Below are 20477 nucleotides of genomic sequence, written 5' to 3'. Positions count from 1 at the left end.
ATATAATGAATATTCGTACTATTTTAGTAGAAAAAGCCATTGCCGCTATGACCGCCGCAGGCCTGCCAGAAGATACTAACCCAGCAGTTACCCAAAGCACACGTCCACAGTTTGGTGATTACCAAATTAATGGCGCGATGGGCGCGGCTAAAAAAATGAAAAGTAACCCGCGTGAATTGGCGCAAAAAATTATTGATCAGTTAGATGTAAGTGACATTGCCGAAAAAACTGAAATAGCTGGCCCTGGTTTTATTAATATTCACTTAAAGCCAGAGTTTTTAGCACAAAGCGTACAAGCTGCTAATAACCATGCAAAACTTGCCGTAAATGAGCATGCCAAACCACAAAAAGTAGTGGTTGATTACTCATCGCCTAACCTTGCAAAAGAAATGCACGTAGGTCATTTACGTTCAACTATTATTGGTGATGCTGTAGTACGTGCGCTTGAATTTAGAGGCGATACCGTTGTTCGTCAAAATCACATGGGTGATTGGGGCACACAGTTTGGTATGTTGATTGCGCATTTAGAAGATCAAATTAATCAAGGTGTTGATTTAGATACTGTTGCGCTTGCTGACTTAGAAACCTTTTACCGCGATGCGAAAAAGCGTTTTGATGACGAAGAAGGCTTTGCTGATAAAGCACGTAACTATGTAGTTAAACTGCAAAGTGGCGACGCACACTGTGAAAAACTGTGGAAACTATTTATTGCCACTTCAGTGAAACACTCAGAGGAAGTATATAAGCGTTTAAACGTAACCCTTACGCCTGCCGACATTATGGCTGAGAGTGCTTATAACAGTGAACTTAACGATATTATTAGCCTATTAAAAGATAAAAATATTGCAGTAGAGTCGCAAGGCGCGCAGGTAGTATTTTTAGATGAGCTGGCAAATAAAGACGGTGAGCCCTCAGCGTTTATCGTGCAAAAATCAGGTGGCGGCTTCTTATATGCAACCACAGATTTAGCGGCGTGTAATTACCGTTCAAACAAACTAGGCGCTGAGCGTATTTTAATCTTTGTTGATGCGCGCCAAAGTTTGCACTTTAATCAAGTGGAACTTACTGCGCGTAAAGCTGGTTTATTACGCGATGAAACCAGTTACGAATTTTGCCCATTTGGCACCATGATGGGTGCTGATGGCAAACCATTCAAAACCCGTACAGGTGGTACGGTTAAGTTAGCTGATTTACTTGAAGAGTCGATTACTCGTGCAGCAGCCAAACTCGCTGAACGTGAATCAGATTTATCTGACGAAGATCGTAGTGAAATTGCCCGTAAAGTGGGTATTGGCGCGGTTAAATACGCAGACCTTTCTAAGCATCGTACCAGCGATTACATTTTTAACTGGGACAGCATGTTAAGTTTTGAAGGCGCAACAGCCCCTTACTTACAATATGCGTATACGCGTGTTCGCAGTATTTTCCGTAAGTCAGGTGTTGATGCTGCAAGCTTAAGGGCTGATGTGAGCATTATTGAGCCGCAAGAGAAAACCCTTGCGCTTAAATTATTGCAGTTAGAAGAAGTCCTTGATCTGATGATCAATGAAGCCACACCGCACGTATTATGTGGTTACTTATACGAACTAGCTAGCCTATACATGACATTCTACGAAGCTTGCCCAGTACTTAAAGAGGGCGTAGAGCCAAGTGTTCGTGATAGCCGTTTAGTGTTGTGTAATTTAGTGGCAGATACGCTGCGCACAGGCTTAGATCTACTAGGTATCGAAGTCATGGAGCAAATGTAATCACCGTCGTATTTTAATCTAATACTGCGTTGTCCACTCGACTGACCCTAATCACATACAACTACGTATGCTCATAGGGATAAGTCGAGTGTCCGCCTTATCTTAGACTAAACTACTTAGGTGAACGTCTGCTGCGTGTAGTTCGCTTTAGCTGCGTTGGTAAAACTATTTAGCCTAAGTCACATACAAAAGTAACAAGGTACTAGGAAGAAATAGGCTTTAGGCACTAGGAAAAGTGTGACACGTATTACAGAGCGCTTATAAACTTTTGACGAACCTAGAACCTAGAACCTAGAACCTAGAACCTAGAACCTAGAACCTAGAACCTAGAACCTAGAACCTAGAACCTAGAACCTAGAACCTAGAGGGAATTTTATGAAACTCGAAGATATTCGTCGTGAATACTTGCAAGATGCGCTAAGTGAAGACAACTTGCTTGATGATCCGTTTAAGCAGTTTGAAACGTGGCTTGAGCATGCTGTTGGTAGTAATTTGCCTGATCCTACAGCTATGGTCGTCGCTACGGTCGATGAAACAGGTCAGCCTTCACAGCGTATTGTGTTGCTAAAGCATTTAGATGATAACGGTTTTGTGTTTTTTACTAATACCGGTTCACGTAAAGCACAAGAGCTTAAAGGCAATAATAAAATTTCCTTGCACTTTCCATGGCACCACATGGAGCGCCAAGTAATTGTGTATGGTGAAGCGCAGCCATTACCTACATCGGCAGTCGCTAAATACTTTTTATCTCGCCCTAAAGAAAGTCAATTAGCCGCATGGGCGTCGCAACAAAGCCGTCCAGTTTCATCGCGCAAGGTGCTAATGGAGACCTTTGCCAACATGAAAAACAAATTCGCTAAAGGCGAAATTCCGCTCCCTGATTTTTGGGGCGGGTATTGTGTTGTGCCGCAAAAAATCGAGTTTTGGCAAGGCGGAGCGCATCGTTTACATGATCGCTTTATGTATCAGCGTCAAGCCGACAATAGCTGGCAAATAACCCGCTTAAACCCTTAGTTGGCTACTAGCTTTGCAATTTATAGACTCGCACTGTCATCTCGATTTTAGTGAGTTTGATACAAATCGCGAATCGCTTATTAATGCCTGTGTAGCAAAGGGCATTAATCAATTTATTGTGCCAGGTATTAGCTTGGCGCAGTCTCAAAAACTACTCGAGTTTAAAGCAACCTACCCACAAATTAGAATAGCTGCAGGGCTACATCCTTACTTTTTAGCGCAACATCAGCAATCGCATTTAGAATCACTGTATAACTTTGCTAAAACAAACAAAACTCAGCTTGTGGCTATTGGGGAATGCGGGCTAGATCGCAGTATCGAAAATCTTGAAAAACAAACCTTTCTGTTTGAGCAACAAATAGCGCTTGCTAATGAGCTTGAGTTACCGCTGATTGTGCATCACAGACAAAGCCATGATTTAATAGCGCAATCGTTTAAGCGTTGTAAGCCTAAGAATGGCGGTGTGATCCATGCTTTTTCAGGCTCAATACAACAAGCACAGTACTATATAAAAATGGGCTTTAAGCTTGGAGTGGGAGGGGTTATAACCTATGAACGGGCTGCTAAAACACGTGCGGTTGTAGCAAAGCTTGAACCACAGCATTTAGTACTTGAGACTGATTCACCTTCAATGCCACTAAATGGTTATCAGGGGGAAATAAATACCCCATTGCATATTCCTAAGGTGTTTAATGCGCTTCATAGTTTAAAGCCAAGTAGCGATAAATATCGATTAGCAGAGCAGCTTTATGATTCGTGCTCTGAGGTTTTTTGTATATAGCGATTTACTTGCCAGCGTTTTAACCCTCGGCCTAATTGCCAAGTAAAAATACAAGCAATCACTAGCATAAGTAATACTTGGCGGCCTAAATCGTGAAAATGATTATGGCTTGAAGATACCGCAGCGCGCGTTAAATAGGTAATAGATACAAAGCCAATAGGGCGATTGTCGTCAGAAATAACTTGTTCAACAAACGGTGTTTTTAATTTACTAATGCCTGGTGATGAGTCTGGTAATAAACCATATACATGATGTGATTGCCAGTTATCGCTGCTTGCAAGCACTACACCTTGTTTATCATAAATGGTGGCTGAAAGAACAAACTCATCTTTACTGATATTGTTGCATAAGGTGGTGAGCTGCGATTTGTTTTTTTCTATTAGCGGTTTTTTGGCATTCAGTGCCATAAACTGAGTGAGTGACTTGGCTGCACTATTGGCACTATCGTAAAGTAGTTGATGGCTTTGGTGGCTACTGTTTATTCCTACCCAGCTTAATAATACAAAGCAGCCCGCGGCCAATAACAAACGAATTAAACGCTTTTTTTGCGAGGCTGTAAGTGGATTTTTAAGATGGTTATTTTTCATAGTCACCGTATATGCTGCTGACAGCATTTTGATTTGATGTTACAACTACACTATAACCCTAAATCCCCCCTGATGGCGAATTTTGTATCTCATATCCTTATTATCAATGAGCTAAATGTCAGGAAATATAAACGGAGATCCCATGTCGAACGCGAACATGGCACAGCAAAGCGCTGAGCTATTATCATCATCACTTATTCTTAATAAATGGTTTAGCTACCAACAAGGTGTTTTTACACCACTAAATACAACACCAAACAGAAACCAAGGGTTATTTAGTATTGCCTTTGGCGGTGATTTTAATATTCAGCATATCAATAGCATTATTGAGTTTTTTGCGTCTCACCAGCAAAAAGTAACGGCTATTTGTCAATATCAGCCAGATTTAGGGTTATCTCCGGCATTATGTTTTTATATAGAAAATGCAGAGCGCTCAATAAACCCACTTGAACTTCAAACTTTTGCAAATACCTTGGCGTGTCAGTTAGTGCAAGTAACCAGCCCCCCTGATTTACAAAAACCGGGATTATTGGTAATGGATATGGATTCAACAGCCATTACTATTGAGTGTATTGATGAAATTGCACGCTTAGCTAATGTATACGACGAGATTGCCAACGTAACCGCGCAGGCAATGGCAGGTAAGCTTGATTTTAGTGAAAGCTTACACCAGCGTGTTGCCAAGCTTGAAGGCATTGAAAAGAGCTTAATTGATGAGCTTAAAAGTGCACTGCCTTTAATGCCAGGTATTAAAGCGTTATGCCAAATTTTAAAACACCACGATTGGTATTTAGCGATTGCATCGGGCGGCTTTGTGCCGTTTGCTGAGCGAGTGCAGGAGCTGATTAATTTAGATGAAGTGCATGCTAATGTGCTGGAATTTAAAGACGATAAACTAACTGGTAAAGTGTTAGGTGGGATTGTTGATGCTGAGCAAAAAGCGGTTGTTTTAAACGCGCTACAACAAAAGCTGGGGCTTGAAAAATGCCAAACAGTTGCCATAGGCGATGGCGCAAACGACTTAAAAATGATGGCTCAAGCTGGCTTAGGCGTTGCTGTACATGGTAAACCAAAAGTAGTTGAGCAAGCCCAAGCAGCTATTTGCCAAGGCTCGTTATTACAACTGTTATATATGCTGGCGGTTCCGCTAAACCCATCACAGGTTTAACGTAAACGATTTAACCAGATTAGCTTTCGTCTAGACATTTGCTCAACCTGTTGTTGGTTGAGCGCTAAATGCTCAAGAGCTTCATCACTTACATCAATAATGTCGCCCACACCTGATACAGACCATAATGCATCCTCTAAGTCTTTGGCCTTGTGAATTGCGTATTGGCTAACATATTTTAGCTCGTTTGCTAAGTAGTCAGTATCGAGTCGACCAGTGCGAGAAATATATAAACGCATTATAAAAACCAGCTCAGACTTCAGTCCTTTGCTTACTTGCTGTTTAAACTCGCTACAGTCAGTACCTAAAACACATTGGCTGGTAATGGCATCGGCTATATTTTCTTTTTTAGGATCAAAGTTAATTACTAAACTAAACTCTAGCGGCGGATCTTGACGGGTGCGATCTTTAATATTAGGGGTGATCACATCAATAATATGCGCTTTAGTAATAATATTCGATAAGTCTGTTTTAGCATTCAACAAGGCAAAATTTTGTAAAATAACATGCAGTGGGCTTGGATATAAACCAAATCCCATGGCGCCAATTTCAAAATGCGCCATTGATTTATGTAAATAAACCGGAAACTGGCAAAGCGTTTTTGTTACCATATTTCTAAGTGCTGTAGAAAGCCCTGGTACTTTAGGTGACTCTTCAGCAACTTTTAATTTTTGTTTATTACTATTGATTAAAAGGGTAAAAAAATCGACCCCAGTATGAGATGAGCCTTTATCTGCATGCGCTTTCAAATTAATCGTAGTCTGCGATTTGCTCACTGCCATGACTTCATATTGAATAAGATTTAATGAATAGTTTTTGGTAATTTTTTGCAAATCAGGAAATGATAACGAAACAATATCGCCTTTTTTAAAGTCCACTTCTTGATTGCACTCTAGCTGTAAGCCAAATATTGAAAAATCACGGGTATGCCCATGCAATACCGCATCACGAGTATTAATCACTACATTAGTTTTGTATAAATAGCGTTTATTAGAGCGAAGATTTACATACTCTAGAGGCACGGTGTTGAGCTCCGGTGGAGATGCATGCTTACTATGGCCAAAATATTTTAATTTATTGGCTAAGGCTTTATCAAATTCATATTGTTGATAATGCTGTTGCTCATGCTCATTACCAACTTGGGTAAGTAGCATTAAATATTTTACGTCTTTTATCGCGCCTTCAACACGTGGTGAAGGTGGTTTATTCAGTTTCTCAATATCTTTACCTAAAGAGTTAGGTAAAGATAAAGGAATATAAGCATCTTCAGTATGACTCGGCATTAGTTGTAATTTAAAGCAACGCCAACTGTCTCTTCGGCTACCAAAACCAAAAAATAACGCTTTTAATTGTGTTTGTTGCTCAAGCTCAGAACGAGTTGCTGAGTAGTAATAAATTTTTCCTGCAGAGACATGGGTAAAGGTATACAAATATTCTTCTTTTACTGCCACAGGTTTTAGCGCCAAGGTACGAATACGCTTATGATTTAACACATTGTAAAGACATGATTTTTTGCGTTCATCAGTAAAGTAACGCTGAATAAATAAACTGTTCTCAGTGGTTAAGCTCAGGCTAGGATAATAAACGCCGTTTTGCTGGCTAATAAAAACATATAAAGAATTAACCCTAGGAATATAATATTGTTCATACCCTTTAGAAATAACCGCATCCAGGGTGTTATCTAAATTCACTTTATAACGGCGTTTATTACCATGAATAAAGCTTTCTAAAAAACGATCAAACGCGCTGTTATTTTCTTCAAATGTACGCTTTAAGCGGATATGATTAAATTCTTCAGAGGTGTTTTCTATCGCAACGACTTCATATTTAACGCCACTTTTTAGGCCAAGCTGAAAATCTTGCTCTAAGCCTACTAGATGCATATTTATAAGCTGACCTTTTTTTAAGTTATAGCGCGACGCTAACTTAATTTTACAACCACTGAGTGAAATATCAGAGGTACTCGCATCGATTTTTGCTTGCCCGTCATACTCAATAGTAATTTTAATTGAGTAATTCATCCGCTCTTCACTGCGATTTTCATAAGCTGCAAATTTAATAACGTTGGTGGTCAGTTCATGTTGTGGTTTAGCTTCTACTTTTTTTGGTGTAATTGATTGCTGTTGTAATACGCGATAATTATTTTCGGTATTCATTACCGCTTCGTATACTGCAAGGGTGTAATCTTTATGTTGTTTTATGGCCGCTTCGAATACTTCAATAGCGGTGTCATCCATAAAGTGTTGCTTGCCCTTGTATTCATATGGTTTTACTTGGCCAGTAACTAAACCACGAAGATCAATAAAGCGGTCTATCGGCTGAGATAAACGCGACATTTCCATTTTTATTAAAAACTGCTCGGGTTTAGTTAACTCGGCAGTTTTTGACTTGAAAATGAGATCAAACTTAGCATTTCCCAAATACTGTTTTAATTCATTTACAAGCGCTTCATGCTTAAGCAATACGTCATCAGCCATTTATAAATCATCACCGTCTAATTTAAAAAGTAGGTATACTGTTGCAATTATTTATTAGAATATTTAATAAATCGAATCTCGCAAAACCGCCAAATGCGGCCCGATACTATGCATAACTTTACTTTGTGTTTATTGTTATTTTCTAATAGCCAATTAATTGGCAAGGGTTAATTAGTTTTTTAAAGCAAGAAACATGCCCTAAAGTAGGTTAAGTGAAACTACATTAGTATAGCGTATTTGGTGATACTAAATGCGCTGATCCACAAGACGTTGTTGCTAAGGTAGAGCCAGCAATGGCAAAATAAGCGCTTAACACTGTGTATTTCAAAATAAAGAATAGTAGGTAAGGTTTTAAATGGCTAAAGCGGCAAAAGTAGAGTTTGTTTGTACAGAATGTGGCATGAACTATCAACGTTGGCAAGGCCAGTGTCGCTGTGGCGCATGGAACACTTTAGCAGAGTTTAAACCCTCTGCAGGGCAAAACAAAAAGGTAGCTGCTCGTGCAAGTGTAGGTGGTTATGCCGGTGGCATTGGCGGTGGTTCTAAAAAAATTAATGATGTAGCAACCTCTGAGGCTGAAAAGCAGCTTACTGAAATTGGCGAACTTGACCGTGTACTAAGCGGTGGTGTAACCACCGGCTCGGTTAATATTATTTCTGGCGATCCGGGGGCGGGTAAAACAACACTACTATCTGATTTGGTGGCAAGAATGTCTCAGCGTATGCCATCACTTTACTGTACTGCGGAGGAGTCTCTATCGCAGTTTAAAAACAGGGTTAATCGGTTAAAACTAAATTACAACGAAGATGAACTCTATTTACTGTCAGAAACCAGTGTTGAAACCATTATTGAAGAGCTTGATAAAAACAAAATTAAGTTTGCCGTTATCGACTCTATTCAAGCTGTTGTCACCGATACCGCTAATGGCAGCCCAGGTTCACCTTCTCAGGTAAAAAGTGCAGCTCAAGCATTAACTCAATATTGTAAGCAAAACGACGTGACTATGTTTATTATTGCTCACGTAAATAAGAATAATGAAATAGCCGGCCCGCAAACCTTAGTACACATAGTTGATGCACTGTTACATATTGATACCAACGATGGTCAAGTGCGCACCCTGCGCGCTAATAAAAATCGCTTTGGTGATATAGACACCGTCGGCATTTTTAAAATGTGTGAACGCGGTATGCTCAGTGTGGATAACCCCAGTGAAATTTTCTTATCGGGTTCAACCACTGAATCACCGGGATCGACAATTACCTGTATCCGTAAAGGAAATCGTAATTTACTGCTAGAAATTCAGTGTTTAACCACTGAAACCGAAGCAGAGTTTCCACAGCGAGTATGTGTTGGTTTAAATATGAACCGGATCAAAATGCTCACCGGTATTTTACGTAAGCACACCAAAACTAAAATATTCCACGATACGTTTTTTAATATTGTCGGTGGTTTAAAAATTGATGAATCAGAAACCTGTATTGACTTAGCGCTTGTTACTGCACTTTTGAGTAGTTTAAACGAATTCGTTGTTCCAAGAACCACCTGTATTATGGGGGAGTTAAGTTTAAATGGTGATGTACGCCCAATCGACAGTGGTGTGCCCCGAGTTAAAGAAGCGGCGCAACATGGGTTTACTGAAATATTCATCCCATTTCGTAACTACCATAAATCAATGGAAGGGCTGGGTGCCAAAATAACGCCGGTTAAAACCGTGCACGAGCTACTTAGTTTAATTAATTAGCAAACAAAAAGTGCTTAACGACTTATGTTCTCAATGTTAGTCTTGCTTAAAGCCACTTATATAAAGAGTTTAATAAGGAAATAACATGAAAAAATTAGTGATTGCAGCCGCGATTATTGCTGCAGGTGTGGGTGGCGTAAGCTATGCAAACTATGTAGCAACCCAAGAGGTACGCGCTGAGGTTGATAAGCAGTTGGCTTTGGTTAGCGAACAAACAGGTGCCAGCTTTAACTATGCAGAACTATCGGCGAGTGTTATTTCAAATAGTGTTGCCATTAGTAATATAGAAGTGACCAGCCCTGAGGGTGAAAATATTGCCACAGTTGAGCATGTGGAAGTGACAGGTTACGAAACCGATAAAATATCGCCACATACTGCTTTTACACTGAAAAACTTCCAATTTGATAAAAGCTTTGTCGCTACACTGCCTGCAGATACTAATGCACAACTTGCCTCGGCCAGTTATGATTTACACTCATCATTAGATTACGATGAGCAATCTGGTAACAGCGATATAGTTGTTAAACTGCACGCCCAAGATATTGCCAGCATTGATATGAATATGGGGCTGGCTAATTCTAAAGCGCTCATGGATGCTTCACTAGAAATAAGCAAAGCTCAGCAAACAGCAGGTGATACACCGCTTACTTATGAGCAAGAGTTGCAACAGCAAACACTTATTATGCAAGCAATGAGCAAGTTAGAGCCACGTACTATGAGTGTAATGCTCGATAACCAAGGCGAGTTAAGTACTTTGCTAGAAAGTGAATTAGCCAAACAAGGTATGACACTAGAGCAGATGCAAATGATGCTAGCTCAACAGTTACAGCAAGCGCCGGTAACCGAAGAAATAGCGCAAGCATTAACTGACTTTGCTAAAGGTCTAAATTCGCTTAGTGTCTCAGCTAAACTGCCTGAAGGTAAAACCATGATGGAAGTAAATCAGCAGCTAATGATGTTAGCAGGGCAACCCGAAGAGCTGGTTAAATTTATAAATTTAGAAGTAAAAGGCAAATAATAGAATAAGTTGCCAGCTTCCAGTTTAATGTAAAAAGCCGTACTTGATTACTCAAGTACGGCTTTTATTATTTTAGCTGATAGCTGATAGCTGATAGCTGATAGCTGATAGCTGATAGCTGATAGCTGATAGCTGATAGCTGATTATTTAGTGAAGAATACGGGCTCTAATTGTGCCTTCAACAGCACTGAGTTCTTTTAGTGCTACTTCAGATTGAACGGTGTCTACGTCAATAACCACGTAACCAATTGCTTCGTCCGTTTGTAAGTACTGTGCGGCAATATTAATACCATGCTGAGCAAACGCTTGGTTAATTTGCGTTAACACGCCAGGGCGGTTGTGGTGCACGTGTAACAAGCGACTACGGTTGGCAAGTTCTGGTAATGATACTTCAGGGAAGTTAACTGCTGTAATAGTTGAGCCATTATCTGAGTACTTAGCGAGTTTACCTGCTACTTCGATACCAATATTCTCTTGTGCTTCTTGAGTTGAGCCCCCAATGTGCGGCGTTAAAATAACGTTGTCGAATTCACGTAGTGGCGAAATAAACTCTTCATCGTTTGATTTAGGCTCAACTGGGAATACATCAATGGCTGCACCGCTAAGCTTCTTCTCTGTTAATGCTTCAGCTAGGGCATCAATATCAACAACTGTACCGCGAGAAGCATTAATTAAAATAGCGCCTTGCTTCATCACGGCAAGCTCTGCTGTTCCAATCAAGTTTTTAGTTTGCGGTGTCTCTGGAACATGTAAGCTAATAATATCAGCACGTTGCAACAGCTGCGTTAAGTTATGCACTTGTGTAGCATTACCTAAAGATAGTTTGTCTTCAATGTCGTAATACTCCACGTTCATACCAATATTTTCAGCCATAATACCCAGCTGAGTACCAATGTGGCCGTAACCAATGATACCTAAGGTTTTGCCGCGAGCTTCAAACGAGCCATTGGCTGTTTTTAACCAGCCGCCACGATGGGCAGCGGCATTACGCTGTGGAATACCACGTAATAACAGCAATATTTCACCAAGCACAAGCTCAGCCACAGAGCGAGTATTTGAAAACGGTGCATTAAATACCGCAATACCGCGCTCACGCGCTGCGTTTAAATCTACTTGGTTTGTACCAATACAAAAACAACCTACAGCAACTAGCTTTTCAGCTGCGTTTAATACAGATTCGTTAATATGAGTACGAGAACGAAGCCCTACAAAGTGCACATCTTTAATGCGCTCAATAAGTTCGTCCTCTGGCAACGATGTTTTAACGTAGTCGATATTGCTATAACCGTTACGTTTTAGCGTTTCAACAGCGCTTTGGTGAACACCTTCAAGCAAGAGAATTTTAATTTTGTCTTTTGCTAACGATACCTTACTCATAACCATATCCTATTTAATTTGTGGCCCATTTTTAGTGCCGATAATTACTTTATCAGCACCGCGCTCTGCAAATAGGCCGTTGGTAACTACGCCAACAATTTGATTTATTTGTGTTTCAAGCTGTTTAGCATGGGTAATTTTTAAATTATGTACGTCTAAAATAATGTTGCCGTTATCGGTTACAACACCGTGGCGATACACAGGGTCACCGCCAAGTTTTAATAATTCGCGGGCAACATAGCTGCGCGCCATCGGAATAACTTCAACTGGCAGTGGGAAGTCTCCTAAGGTATCGACTAGTTTTGTATCATCAACAATGCATACAAACTGTTTTGCTACAGCTGCCACTATTTTTTCGCGGGTAAGCGCGGCACCACCGCCTTTGATCATTTCGTTTAAGGCGTTAATTTCATCTGCGCCATCAACGTATACATCGAGTGCCGCTACATCGTTAAGCTCAAACACCTCTATGCCAAGCTCTTTTAAGCGCGCTGAAGATGCTTCTGAACTTGATACTGCACCAACGATGGTGTCTTTAACTGTGCCTAGGGCATCAATAAAGTGATTAACGGTTGAGCCTGTACCTACACCTACTATGGTGTTTTCTTTTACAAACTCGAGTGCAGCCCACGCAGCTGCTTTTTTTAATTCATCTTGTGTCATTGTTGTCTGCTCATTGGTGTCAAAATAGGCTGTTAGTTTACAAGATTAGTTGTTACCAACAGTAGGTTTTATCGGGTGTTATGATCGTTTTTAGTGGTACATCCCACGATTCAATCGGTAACTCATCGACTTGTTGGCACGCATGTGCGAGGCCAATAAGTTGCGGTTGTTGCCAGTGTTGTTCGTATAAACGTGCCAATGTTCTATCGTAAAACCCACCTCCCATTCCAAGGCGATTACCAAATTTATCAAATGCCACTAATGGCATTAAAACGTAATCAAGCTCAGGTAAGGGGCATATTTGAGAGCAGTTCAGCTTAGGCTCCAAGATACCATAGCGATTTGCTCTCATGGGTGAGTTTTTTTCATAGCGTTGAAATAGTAAATTAGCCCCATTAAATGGATGAATTACGGGCAGGTAAATAGCCTGGCCAGTGTTCCATAATTCATTAATTAACAATGAGGTATCTAGTTCACCATCATTACTTAAATAAAGCGCGATATGGCTTTTTTTGGCCGAATTTATGCTTTTTAAATGTTGAATAAAATTCACTTTAAGCGATTCGGCGGCTAATTCTTGCTGGTTTTTTGATAGGTTATTACGTGCTTTACGAATATCGTGTCTTATTTGTGCGCGATTATTACTCATTAAATAACTTAACCGTAATTAAAAAGAGAATAAATTAGGAAATAATAAGTACGTAGCAAGTACAATAAGCAATATTACGGCTGTAGAAATCAGCGAATATAAAACAAGGTTGCCGCGTTTTTTGGGCTCAGTAGAGAGAGGCTCATCAAGCATTAAATCGTCTTCTTCCCATACTTCATTATTTTCATCAGGTAATGATAATTCAACTTCAGGGAGGCGTTGCTCAATATCTTCTAGTTTTTCTTCAAGGCGAATTAGGCTACTGGTAATGTAATCTAGGGCGTCAAATAAGCGCTGATCTCGCTGGCTGTCGTAAGCTGTTTGAGGTGCCGTTTGTGTAGCCGCAGCTTGCTGAAGTTTGCTTTTAATCCCCAGCGTTGAAAGTAACTTAGCTTGCTTGAGTGCTTTATCTTTGGGGCAAGGGGCAAATAACGGTTTGCCATCAAAAAAAGCAGCCACTTTTTCTGGCGAGGTTTTCAGCTTTTCTGTCAGTGCAGTGGTCACTGCTTGACTGTCTGCACCTTCTGCAAGTCCTACAAATATAACACGAAAATTGTCGGCCATTTTTTATCCCTAATACGCTTTATTGTATAAGCAGAGTATATACCTAAAATGTTAAACAGTTCGAGACTGTTTTACGACTAACTTAATACACATAGCAAAACGGCCCTAAAAAGGGCCGTTTAAATATTAGCTAAGTGGCTTATAGCCCAGCTGCTGCGCGAAGTGCGTCTGCTTTATCTGTGCGTTCCCATGGGAATTCGTCACGACCAAAGTGGCCGTAAGCCGCTGTTGGAAGATAAATAGGGCGCTCAAGGTCAAGCATTTGAATTAGACCGTAAGGGCGTAAGTCAAAGTGTTCACGAATAAGTTCAATTAAACGCGCTTCTTCTAATTTACCTGTGCCAAATGTTTCAACACTGATAGAAGTAGGCTCTGCAACACCAATAGCGTAAGACACTTGAAGTTCACACTTATCAGCAAGGCCTGCAGCAACAATGTTTTTAGCAACGTAACGTGCAGCATAAGCTGCTGAGCGGTCAACTTTTGATGGATCTTTACCAGAGAAAGCACCACCACCGTGACGAGCCATGCCACCGTATGTATCTACAATGATTTTACGACCAGTTAAACCACAGTCACCCATTGGGCCACCAATAACAAAACGACCTGTTGGGTTAATGAAAAATTTAGTTGCGCTAGTAATAAGCTCAGCAGGAAGTACTGGTTTAATAATTGTTTCCATTACCGCTTCTACTAAGTCATTTTGCGATACATCTTCGCTGTGCTGAGTAGAAAGTACAACGGCATCAATACCTACTGGCTTGCCATTTTCGTATGCAAATGTAACTTGTGATTTTGCATCTGGACGTAACCAGTTAAGCTCGCCGCTTTTACGAACCTCAGCTTGACGCTGCACTAAACGGTGAGAATAAGTAATTGGAGCAGGCATTAATACTTCAGTTTCGTTACATGCGTAACCAAACATTAAGCCTTGGTCGCCAGCGCCTTGCTCTTCAGGGCTTGTACGGTCAACACCTTGATTTATGTCTGGAGACTGTTTACCAATAGTGTTTAAAATTGCACACGAATCGGCATCAAAGCCCATATCTGAGTGTGTGTAACCAATTTCACGTACTGTTTTACGTGTAATTTCTTCGATATCAACCCATGCGCTAGTAGTGATTTCACCACCAACCATAACCATACCGGTTTTAACGTAAGTTTCACACGCTACACGGGCATGAGAGTCTTGCTCTAGGATAGCATCAAGTACCGCATCAGAAATTTGATCGGCGATTTTATCCGGATGACCTTCAGAAACAGATTCAGAAGTAAATAAATGTTTTGCCATTGTAATTATGCTCACAAATATTGCGCTTCACAAACGTCGGTATTAGCGCTAAAAAATTAAGGCGCGTATTTTATCTAAAACAAGCGAACTTGCATAGTTTTTTTACGCCTAGACGTCTAAATAAAATATATAATAGTAAATGGTTCTTAAAAAATATTCATAATGTCCTATTTTTATGGGTTTTTAATTGCACACAGCCCCTACAATAAGTAAGAATGGAGGTATATAAATACCCGCGCAAATACATATAAAGGTAGGAGAATTCATGCCATCTCGCAAAGAACTTGCAAATGCTATTCGCGTCTTGTCAATGGACGCAGTACAAAAGGCCAAATCTGGTCACCCTGGAGCCCCTATGGGCATGGCTGATATCGCAGAAGTATTATGGCGCGATTATCTAAAACATAACCCAACAAATCCAGAGTGGGCTGACCGAGATCGATTTATACTCTCAAATGGTCACGGTTCAATGCTAATTTATTCTCTATTGCATTTAAGTGGTTATGATTTACCACTGGACGAAATTAAAAACTTCCGCCAAATGCACTCTAAAACACCAGGCCACCCAGAATATGGATATGCGCCAGGAATTGAGACTACTACGGGTCCATTAGGTCAAGGGATCACAAATGCCGTAGGTATGGCAATTGCTGAAAAAGCATTAGCCGCTCAATTTAACCGTGAAGGCCATGACATTGTTGATCACCACACTTACGCATTTATGGGTGATGGTTGTTTAATGGAAGGTATTTCTCATGAAGCCTGTTCGCTTGCTGGCACATTAGGCCTAGGCAAGTTAGTGGCATTTTGGGATGACAACGGCATTTCAATCGACGGTGAAGTTGAAGGCTGGTTTAGCGATGACACACCAGCACGTTTTAAAGCATACGGCTGGCATGTAATTAGCGACGTTGATGGCCACGACAGCGATGCTGTAAGTGCTGCAATTAGCGAAGCAAAAAGCGTGACTGACAAACCAACGCTAATTTGTTGTAAAACAGTAATTGGATATGGCTCACCTAATAAATCAGGTAGCCACGACTGTCATGGCGCACCATTAGGTGATGACGAAATTAAAGCATCTCGCGAGTTCTTAGGTTGGACGGGTGATGCATTTGAAATCCCTGCTGACATTTATGCACAGTGGGATAACAAAGAAAAAGGCCAACAGCTTGAAGCTAGCTGGGATGAGAGATTTGCTGCCTACGAGCAAGCATTCCCAGAGCTAGCAGCAGAATACAAACGCCGTACAAATTCAGATTTACCTGCTGATTGGGCTGAAAAGTCACAAGCGTATATTGAGCAGTTACAAGCAAACCCAGCAAACCCAGCATCACGTAAAGCATCGCAAAATGCATTAAACGCATTTGGTCCGTTACTACCTGAGTTTATGGGTGGCTCTGCCGATTTAGCAGGTTCAAACTTAACAATTTGGGATGGCTCTAAAGGCTTAACGGCAGACGATGCAAGTGGTAACTACGTTTACTACGGTGTGCGTGAGTTTGGTATGTCGGCAATTATGAATGGTATTGCACTTCATAAAGGCTTTATCCCTTACGGTGCAACTTTCTTAATGTTTATGGAATACGCACGCAATGCGGTTCGTATGGCTGCATTAATGAAGCAACCAAGCATTTTTGTATACACGCACGATTCAATTGGTTTAGGTGAAGATGGTCCAACTCACCAACCAGTAGAGCAAATTGCCAGCATGCGTTTAACGCCTAACCTTTACAACTGGCGCCCATGTGACCAAGTTGAGTCGGCAATTGCATGGCAACAAGCTATTGAACGTAAAGACGGTCCTACATCATTAATCTTTACGCGCCAAGGCTTAGAGCAACAAGCACGTGATGCACAGCAATTAAGCGACGTTAAAAAGGGTGGTTACATCCTAAGTTGTGACGGCAACCCAGAGCTTATTCTTATTGCTACCGGCTCTGAAGTACAACTAGCGCAAGACTCTGCGAAAGAGCTACGTGCGCAGGGTAAAAAGGTACGTATTGTATCTATGCCGTGTACTGATGCGTTTGAAGATCAATCGCCTGAGTACAAAGAAAGCGTATTACCAGCAAGCGTTTCACGTCGCGTAGCGATTGAAGCGGGTATTGCTGATTACTGGTACAAGTACGTAGGTCTAAATGGCGCCGTAGTCGGTATGACCACCTTTGGTGAGTCGGCACCAGCTAACGAGCTGTTTGAGTTCTTCGGCTTCACCGTAGAAAACATCGTTAACAAAGCAAACGCATTGTTTTAAGAGACTGCTTTAACATTTAAAAGCCCGTCCTGTGTAAAATAGAGCGGGCTTTTTTATGAGTTGTACTTTTATTACTTCCTCTAAAGCGCAGCGTCTCATCGCCCTCTTTATGCATAAATTACTAAAAGATCTGTTCGAAACTCGCAGCCCGTTGCTCGAAGCATATCTCTTTATAAAGTCGTTCATTTTTAATCTTTTGGCTTCTAAATGAGTAATTTTCACAGCACTTAACTTGCAAGGTTTTTGTGTATCAGGCACTGTGGAGGTAACAAAATTATAAATTAATAACAGGAGTTAACATGCCAAAGTTCGATAACGTTAGTGTGGTTAAAAAAGCCAATGTATATTTTGATGGCAAAGTATCAAGCCGAACTGTGCTTTTAGGAAATGGTGAAGCGAAAACCTTGGGTTTTATGCAACCAGGTGAATTTGAGTTTAATACTAACCAAAAAGAGTGTATGGAGTTGTTAGCAGGGCAGTGGGATGTGTTATTACCAGGTGAAAGCGAGTGGAAAACATTTAATGCGGGTGAGTCATTTAATGTTGATGCTAATGTCAGCTTCCATGTAAAAGTAAGTGATTTTGCTGATTATTGCTGTTCATACACAGATTAATTACATGAATGGTTAAATTATCAGCACCTCTGAAAGGCCGCTATCACGCGGCTTTTTGCATACTTAATGCTAAATGAATGATCTAAATCAGGTGGGGTAATAAATAATTGCTAAATTTAGCTATTTTCTCTTGTGTTAATTCGTTTAGCCCCCAATACTAACTGTGAGGTAACATAAAAAAGGATACCCTATGAAAATTAATCTTTCTGGTCACCATGTTGACGTTACTGATTCTATTAAAGAACACATTAACGAAAAGTTTTCTAAAATTGAGAGTCATTTTCCATCATTGATAGCGCTCGACATTATTCTTTCAAAAGAGCATCACAAGTTCCAAGCAGAAATTAGTACAAATTATGAAGGTGCGCGAATATCAGTTAAAGGGGAAAACGAGGTTATGTACCCAGCCATTTCTAGCGCAGCTAAAAAACTCGATGCCGCACTAAAGCATCGTAAAGGGCAAATAAAAGCGAACTTACATGAAAAGCCTGTAAGTACCACACCAGAAATAGCACACGAAATCATCCAAGAGATGGATTTAAATTAATAACTAACAATGTGTTATTTTTAAAAAGAGCCTAAGGGCTCTTTTTTATTGCCTGTAAATTAGGTAAGTTATGCATTCACACAGTTTATTAATGATAAAAATTAATAATAAAAGCACATAACACACCAAATTTGAGAAGTTAATGCAGTACACACAAAGCACATGGAAGTCTAGGTTAGGGGCGCTCGGCCCAGGTATTTTAATGGCCACCGCTGCCATTGGTGGCTCACACTTAGTTGCATCGACCCAAGCTGGCGCATTATTTGGCTGGCAGCTATTTTGGCTTATTATGGTGGTTAACGTTTTAAAGTACCCGTTTTTTCGTTTTGGTATGGAATACACACTCGCTACTAAAAATAGTTTAGTCGAAGGGTATAAAAACCAAGGGCCTGGCTATTTTTACAGTTTTATTGTATTGAATATTATTGCCGCTGTGGTAAATACCGCGGGCGTATTGTTGCTCACAGCGAGCTTATTACACTACGCATTACCTATTAGTATTCCTGTTACCTTATTGTGCTGGTTAATATTGGCTGTGTGTTTAATTATATTATTACTAGGGCACTTTAAAGCGCTCGATAACGTTGCAAAAGCTATTATGGGGCTACTTACTATAGCAACCATAACCGCATTAGTTATTGCTATAAATAACGGCCCTGTAGCGCCTGTAAACTATGTTGGTCCCTCACCATATGAACTTGCCATGTTAGGCTTTATGGTTGCCTTAATGGGCTGGATGCCAGCGCCTATTGAAATTTCGGCTCTGAGCTCGTTGTGGCTTAAAGAAAAACAAGCTCAGCAAAGTGTGACTAAAAGCCAAGGCTTATTCGACTTTAATGTAGGTTATTGGTTAACCGCCGGGCTTGCGCTGGTATTTTTTAGTTTAGGTGCGTTAGTGCAATATGGGCAAAGCAGTAATATAGAGCTTGGCGGTGTCGCGTTTGCCAAGCAGCTTATTGATATGTACGCATTAACAATAGGCGAGTGGGCAAGGCCTTTGGTATCTGCCATCGCGTTTTTGTGTATGTTTGGCACCACACTCACCGTGCTTGACGGTTACGCCCGCACACTTAACGAATCGCATAAACTTCTTGGTTTTAAGCAATCAAAACATAGCTTAAATACGTGGCTTATATTACAAGCATTGGCCGGTATGGCGGTGATCTTATTTTTTAAATCAGCTCTTGGGCCCATGCTTACCTTTGCCATGACGCTTGCGTTTGTAACTACACCCGTTTTTGCATGGCTTAACTTCAGCCTAGTTCGCTCAGAGCCTGCGATTAAACACAGTCTACTTTTGCGTGGCTTAACCTGGTTAGGCTTGGTGTACTTGGTTAGTTTTGCTATGGCGTTTGTGGTTTGGAAGTTGATGTAATTTTATATTCGAGGTTCGAGGTGAAATGAACAAATCAAACAACCTCTGCATAAATGTCGTTTGTTGTAGACCGTGATAGGCTGCGGTGGGCGAGAATTGGCCTGTCAAAAGTAATAGCTAGGTGAAAAAGATGATCATACTTGAAAGCCAAGTATTTAAGACAATCCCTAAGTCTCCAGAACAGAGCTGTATCTTTTTAAATAATACGCAAACAGATAAAGTTGTTGATGGTACTTATTTGGAGCTTTGTATTAAAGCGGGTTGTAAATACCTTGTCTTTATGACGGATGACATTCCTTACGAGGATATGCTTCACATCCATCTCTTGAATGAGCGCCTTGATATTGTTGATTCAGCTACGATTGGTAGCATGTATTCAACGGGATCTTTTCGAAATTATAATATTCAAAACTCGAACATGTTAACTTTTCATTTTATTGGCGATACTGAATGGAAAATACAAATACTAGATAGCAAGGAATTCTTATTTCCTCTAATTTCTTCACTTAAAGGAGTTTCGAGAAAGAATATTTTTTATCAATATTTTAAAATTTATAGCAATCCTTCGTTATAAACCTTGTAACTTTAAATTGTCCTAGGTAATCA

General features: G+C 40.5%; 18 protein-coding genes. 11 read left to right on the top strand and 7 right to left on the bottom strand.

Features of this window, described 5'->3' with window-relative positions; translation table 11 throughout:
* The first annotated feature begins 5 nt into the window (after positions 1–5).
* The 3 genes from argS to ACNSN3_RS11505 all read left to right on the top strand — a co-directional run bounded on the left by argS (position 6) and on the right by ACNSN3_RS11505 (position 3543).
* On the top strand, positions 6–1748 hold the full coding sequence (argS, locus tag ACNSN3_RS11515; RefSeq protein ID WP_418607427.1) for an arginine--tRNA ligase: 1743 nt from the start codon (positions 6–8) through the stop codon (positions 1746–1748).
* A 375-nt stretch (positions 1749–2123) separates the two neighbouring features.
* On the top strand, positions 2124–2762 hold the full coding sequence (gene pdxH, locus ACNSN3_RS11510) for a pyridoxamine 5'-phosphate oxidase (RefSeq protein WP_013465698.1): 639 nt from the start codon (positions 2124–2126) through the stop codon (positions 2760–2762).
* A gap of 13 nt (positions 2763–2775) precedes the next feature.
* Positions 2776–3543, top strand: a complete 768-nt coding sequence (locus tag ACNSN3_RS11505) for a TatD family hydrolase (RefSeq protein ID WP_418607426.1) — start codon at positions 2776–2778, stop codon at positions 3541–3543.
* Here ACNSN3_RS11505 and ACNSN3_RS11500 read toward each other — a convergent pair.
* Positions 3510–4130: an AhpA/YtjB family protein gene (locus ACNSN3_RS11500; RefSeq protein WP_021033158.1), complete on the bottom strand. Its 621-nt coding sequence runs from the start codon at positions 4128–4130 to the stop codon at positions 3510–3512. The two genes, ACNSN3_RS11505 and ACNSN3_RS11500, sit on opposite strands and share 34 nt — an antisense overlap.
* A gap of 142 nt (positions 4131–4272) precedes the next feature.
* Between ACNSN3_RS11500 and serB the strand changes: the two genes are divergently transcribed.
* Complete coding sequence (gene serB, locus ACNSN3_RS11495) at positions 4273–5298, top strand: phosphoserine phosphatase SerB (RefSeq protein WP_418607425.1); 1026 nt, start codon at positions 4273–4275, stop codon at positions 5296–5298.
* On the opposite strand, the gene ACNSN3_RS11490 is transcribed toward serB, so the two are convergent.
* Positions 5295–7775 (bottom strand): PilZ domain-containing protein, encoded by a 2481-nt coding sequence (locus tag ACNSN3_RS11490; RefSeq protein ID WP_418607423.1) that lies wholly within the window; start codon positions 7773–7775, stop codon positions 5295–5297. The two genes, serB and ACNSN3_RS11490, sit on opposite strands and share 4 nt — an antisense overlap.
* A 355-nt stretch (positions 7776–8130) precedes the next feature.
* On the opposite strand from ACNSN3_RS11490, the gene radA reads away from it, so the two are divergent.
* Together radA and ACNSN3_RS11480 are read left to right on the top strand one after the other, a co-directional pair.
* Positions 8131–9516, top strand: coding sequence for a DNA repair protein RadA (radA, locus tag ACNSN3_RS11485; protein ID WP_010387717.1), 1386 nt, complete (start codon positions 8131–8133; stop codon positions 9514–9516).
* Positions 9517–9601: 85 nt separating this feature from the next.
* The gene (locus ACNSN3_RS11480) at positions 9602–10534 is read left to right on the top strand and encodes a hypothetical protein (protein WP_418607420.1); all 933 of its coding nucleotides are present in this window, start codon (positions 9602–9604) and stop codon (positions 10532–10534) included.
* Between the two features lie 147 nt (positions 10535–10681).
* On the opposite strand, the gene serA is transcribed toward ACNSN3_RS11480, so the two are convergent.
* From serA to metK, 5 genes are all read right to left on the bottom strand, one after another.
* Entirely contained in the window at positions 10682–11911 is a 1230-nt protein-coding gene (gene serA, locus ACNSN3_RS11475; RefSeq protein WP_010387720.1) for a phosphoglycerate dehydrogenase, read from the bottom strand.
* Between the two features lie 9 nt (positions 11912–11920).
* The gene (rpiA, locus tag ACNSN3_RS11470; protein WP_418607418.1) at positions 11921–12574 is read right to left on the bottom strand and encodes a ribose-5-phosphate isomerase RpiA; all 654 of its coding nucleotides are present in this window, start codon (positions 12572–12574) and stop codon (positions 11921–11923) included.
* A gap of 52 nt (positions 12575–12626) precedes the next feature.
* Positions 12627–13223 (bottom strand): 5-formyltetrahydrofolate cyclo-ligase, encoded by a 597-nt coding sequence (locus tag ACNSN3_RS11465; RefSeq protein ID WP_054201802.1) that lies wholly within the window; start codon positions 13221–13223, stop codon positions 12627–12629.
* 18 nt (positions 13224–13241) lie between these two features.
* Positions 13242–13787: a hypothetical protein gene (locus tag ACNSN3_RS11460; RefSeq protein WP_418607417.1), complete on the bottom strand. Its 546-nt coding sequence runs from the start codon at positions 13785–13787 to the stop codon at positions 13242–13244.
* Between the two features lie 139 nt (positions 13788–13926).
* Positions 13927–15078 carry a methionine adenosyltransferase gene (metK, locus tag ACNSN3_RS11455; RefSeq protein WP_008110316.1) on the bottom strand — a complete coding sequence of 384 codons (1152 nt, stop codon included), beginning with the start codon at positions 15076–15078 and terminating at the stop codon, positions 13927–13929.
* Positions 15079–15343: 265 nt separating this feature from the next.
* Between metK and tkt the strand changes: the two genes are divergently transcribed.
* From tkt to ACNSN3_RS11430, 5 genes are all read left to right on the top strand, one after another.
* On the top strand, positions 15344–17335 hold the full coding sequence (gene tkt, locus ACNSN3_RS11450) for a transketolase (RefSeq protein ID WP_418607415.1): 1992 nt from the start codon (positions 15344–15346) through the stop codon (positions 17333–17335).
* A gap of 299 nt (positions 17336–17634) precedes the next feature.
* Positions 17635–17949 (top strand): pyrimidine/purine nucleoside phosphorylase, encoded by a 315-nt coding sequence (locus tag ACNSN3_RS11445; protein WP_010387728.1) that lies wholly within the window; start codon positions 17635–17637, stop codon positions 17947–17949.
* A gap of 190 nt (positions 17950–18139) precedes the next feature.
* Positions 18140–18496: a ribosome hibernation-promoting factor, HPF/YfiA family gene (gene hpf / locus ACNSN3_RS11440; RefSeq protein ID WP_008110321.1), complete on the top strand. Its 357-nt coding sequence runs from the start codon at positions 18140–18142 to the stop codon at positions 18494–18496.
* Positions 18497–18638: 142 nt separating this feature from the next.
* Positions 18639–19871: an NRAMP family divalent metal transporter gene (locus tag ACNSN3_RS11435; RefSeq protein WP_418607413.1), complete on the top strand. Its 1233-nt coding sequence runs from the start codon at positions 18639–18641 to the stop codon at positions 19869–19871.
* Positions 19872–20001: 130 nt separating this feature from the next.
* Entirely contained in the window at positions 20002–20445 is a 444-nt protein-coding gene (locus ACNSN3_RS11430; RefSeq protein ID WP_418607412.1) for a hypothetical protein, read from the top strand.
* The last annotated feature ends 32 nt before the right edge of the window (positions 20446–20477 follow it).

The sequence above is a fragment of the Pseudoalteromonas sp. US3C1004 genome (assembly GCF_048401065.1).
In the GTDB taxonomy this organism is placed as follows: Bacteria; Pseudomonadota; Gammaproteobacteria; order Enterobacterales; family Alteromonadaceae; genus Pseudoalteromonas; species Pseudoalteromonas undina.
Note: the sequence above shows the minus strand (reverse complement) of the source record. Positions and strands in the feature narration are given on the sequence as shown.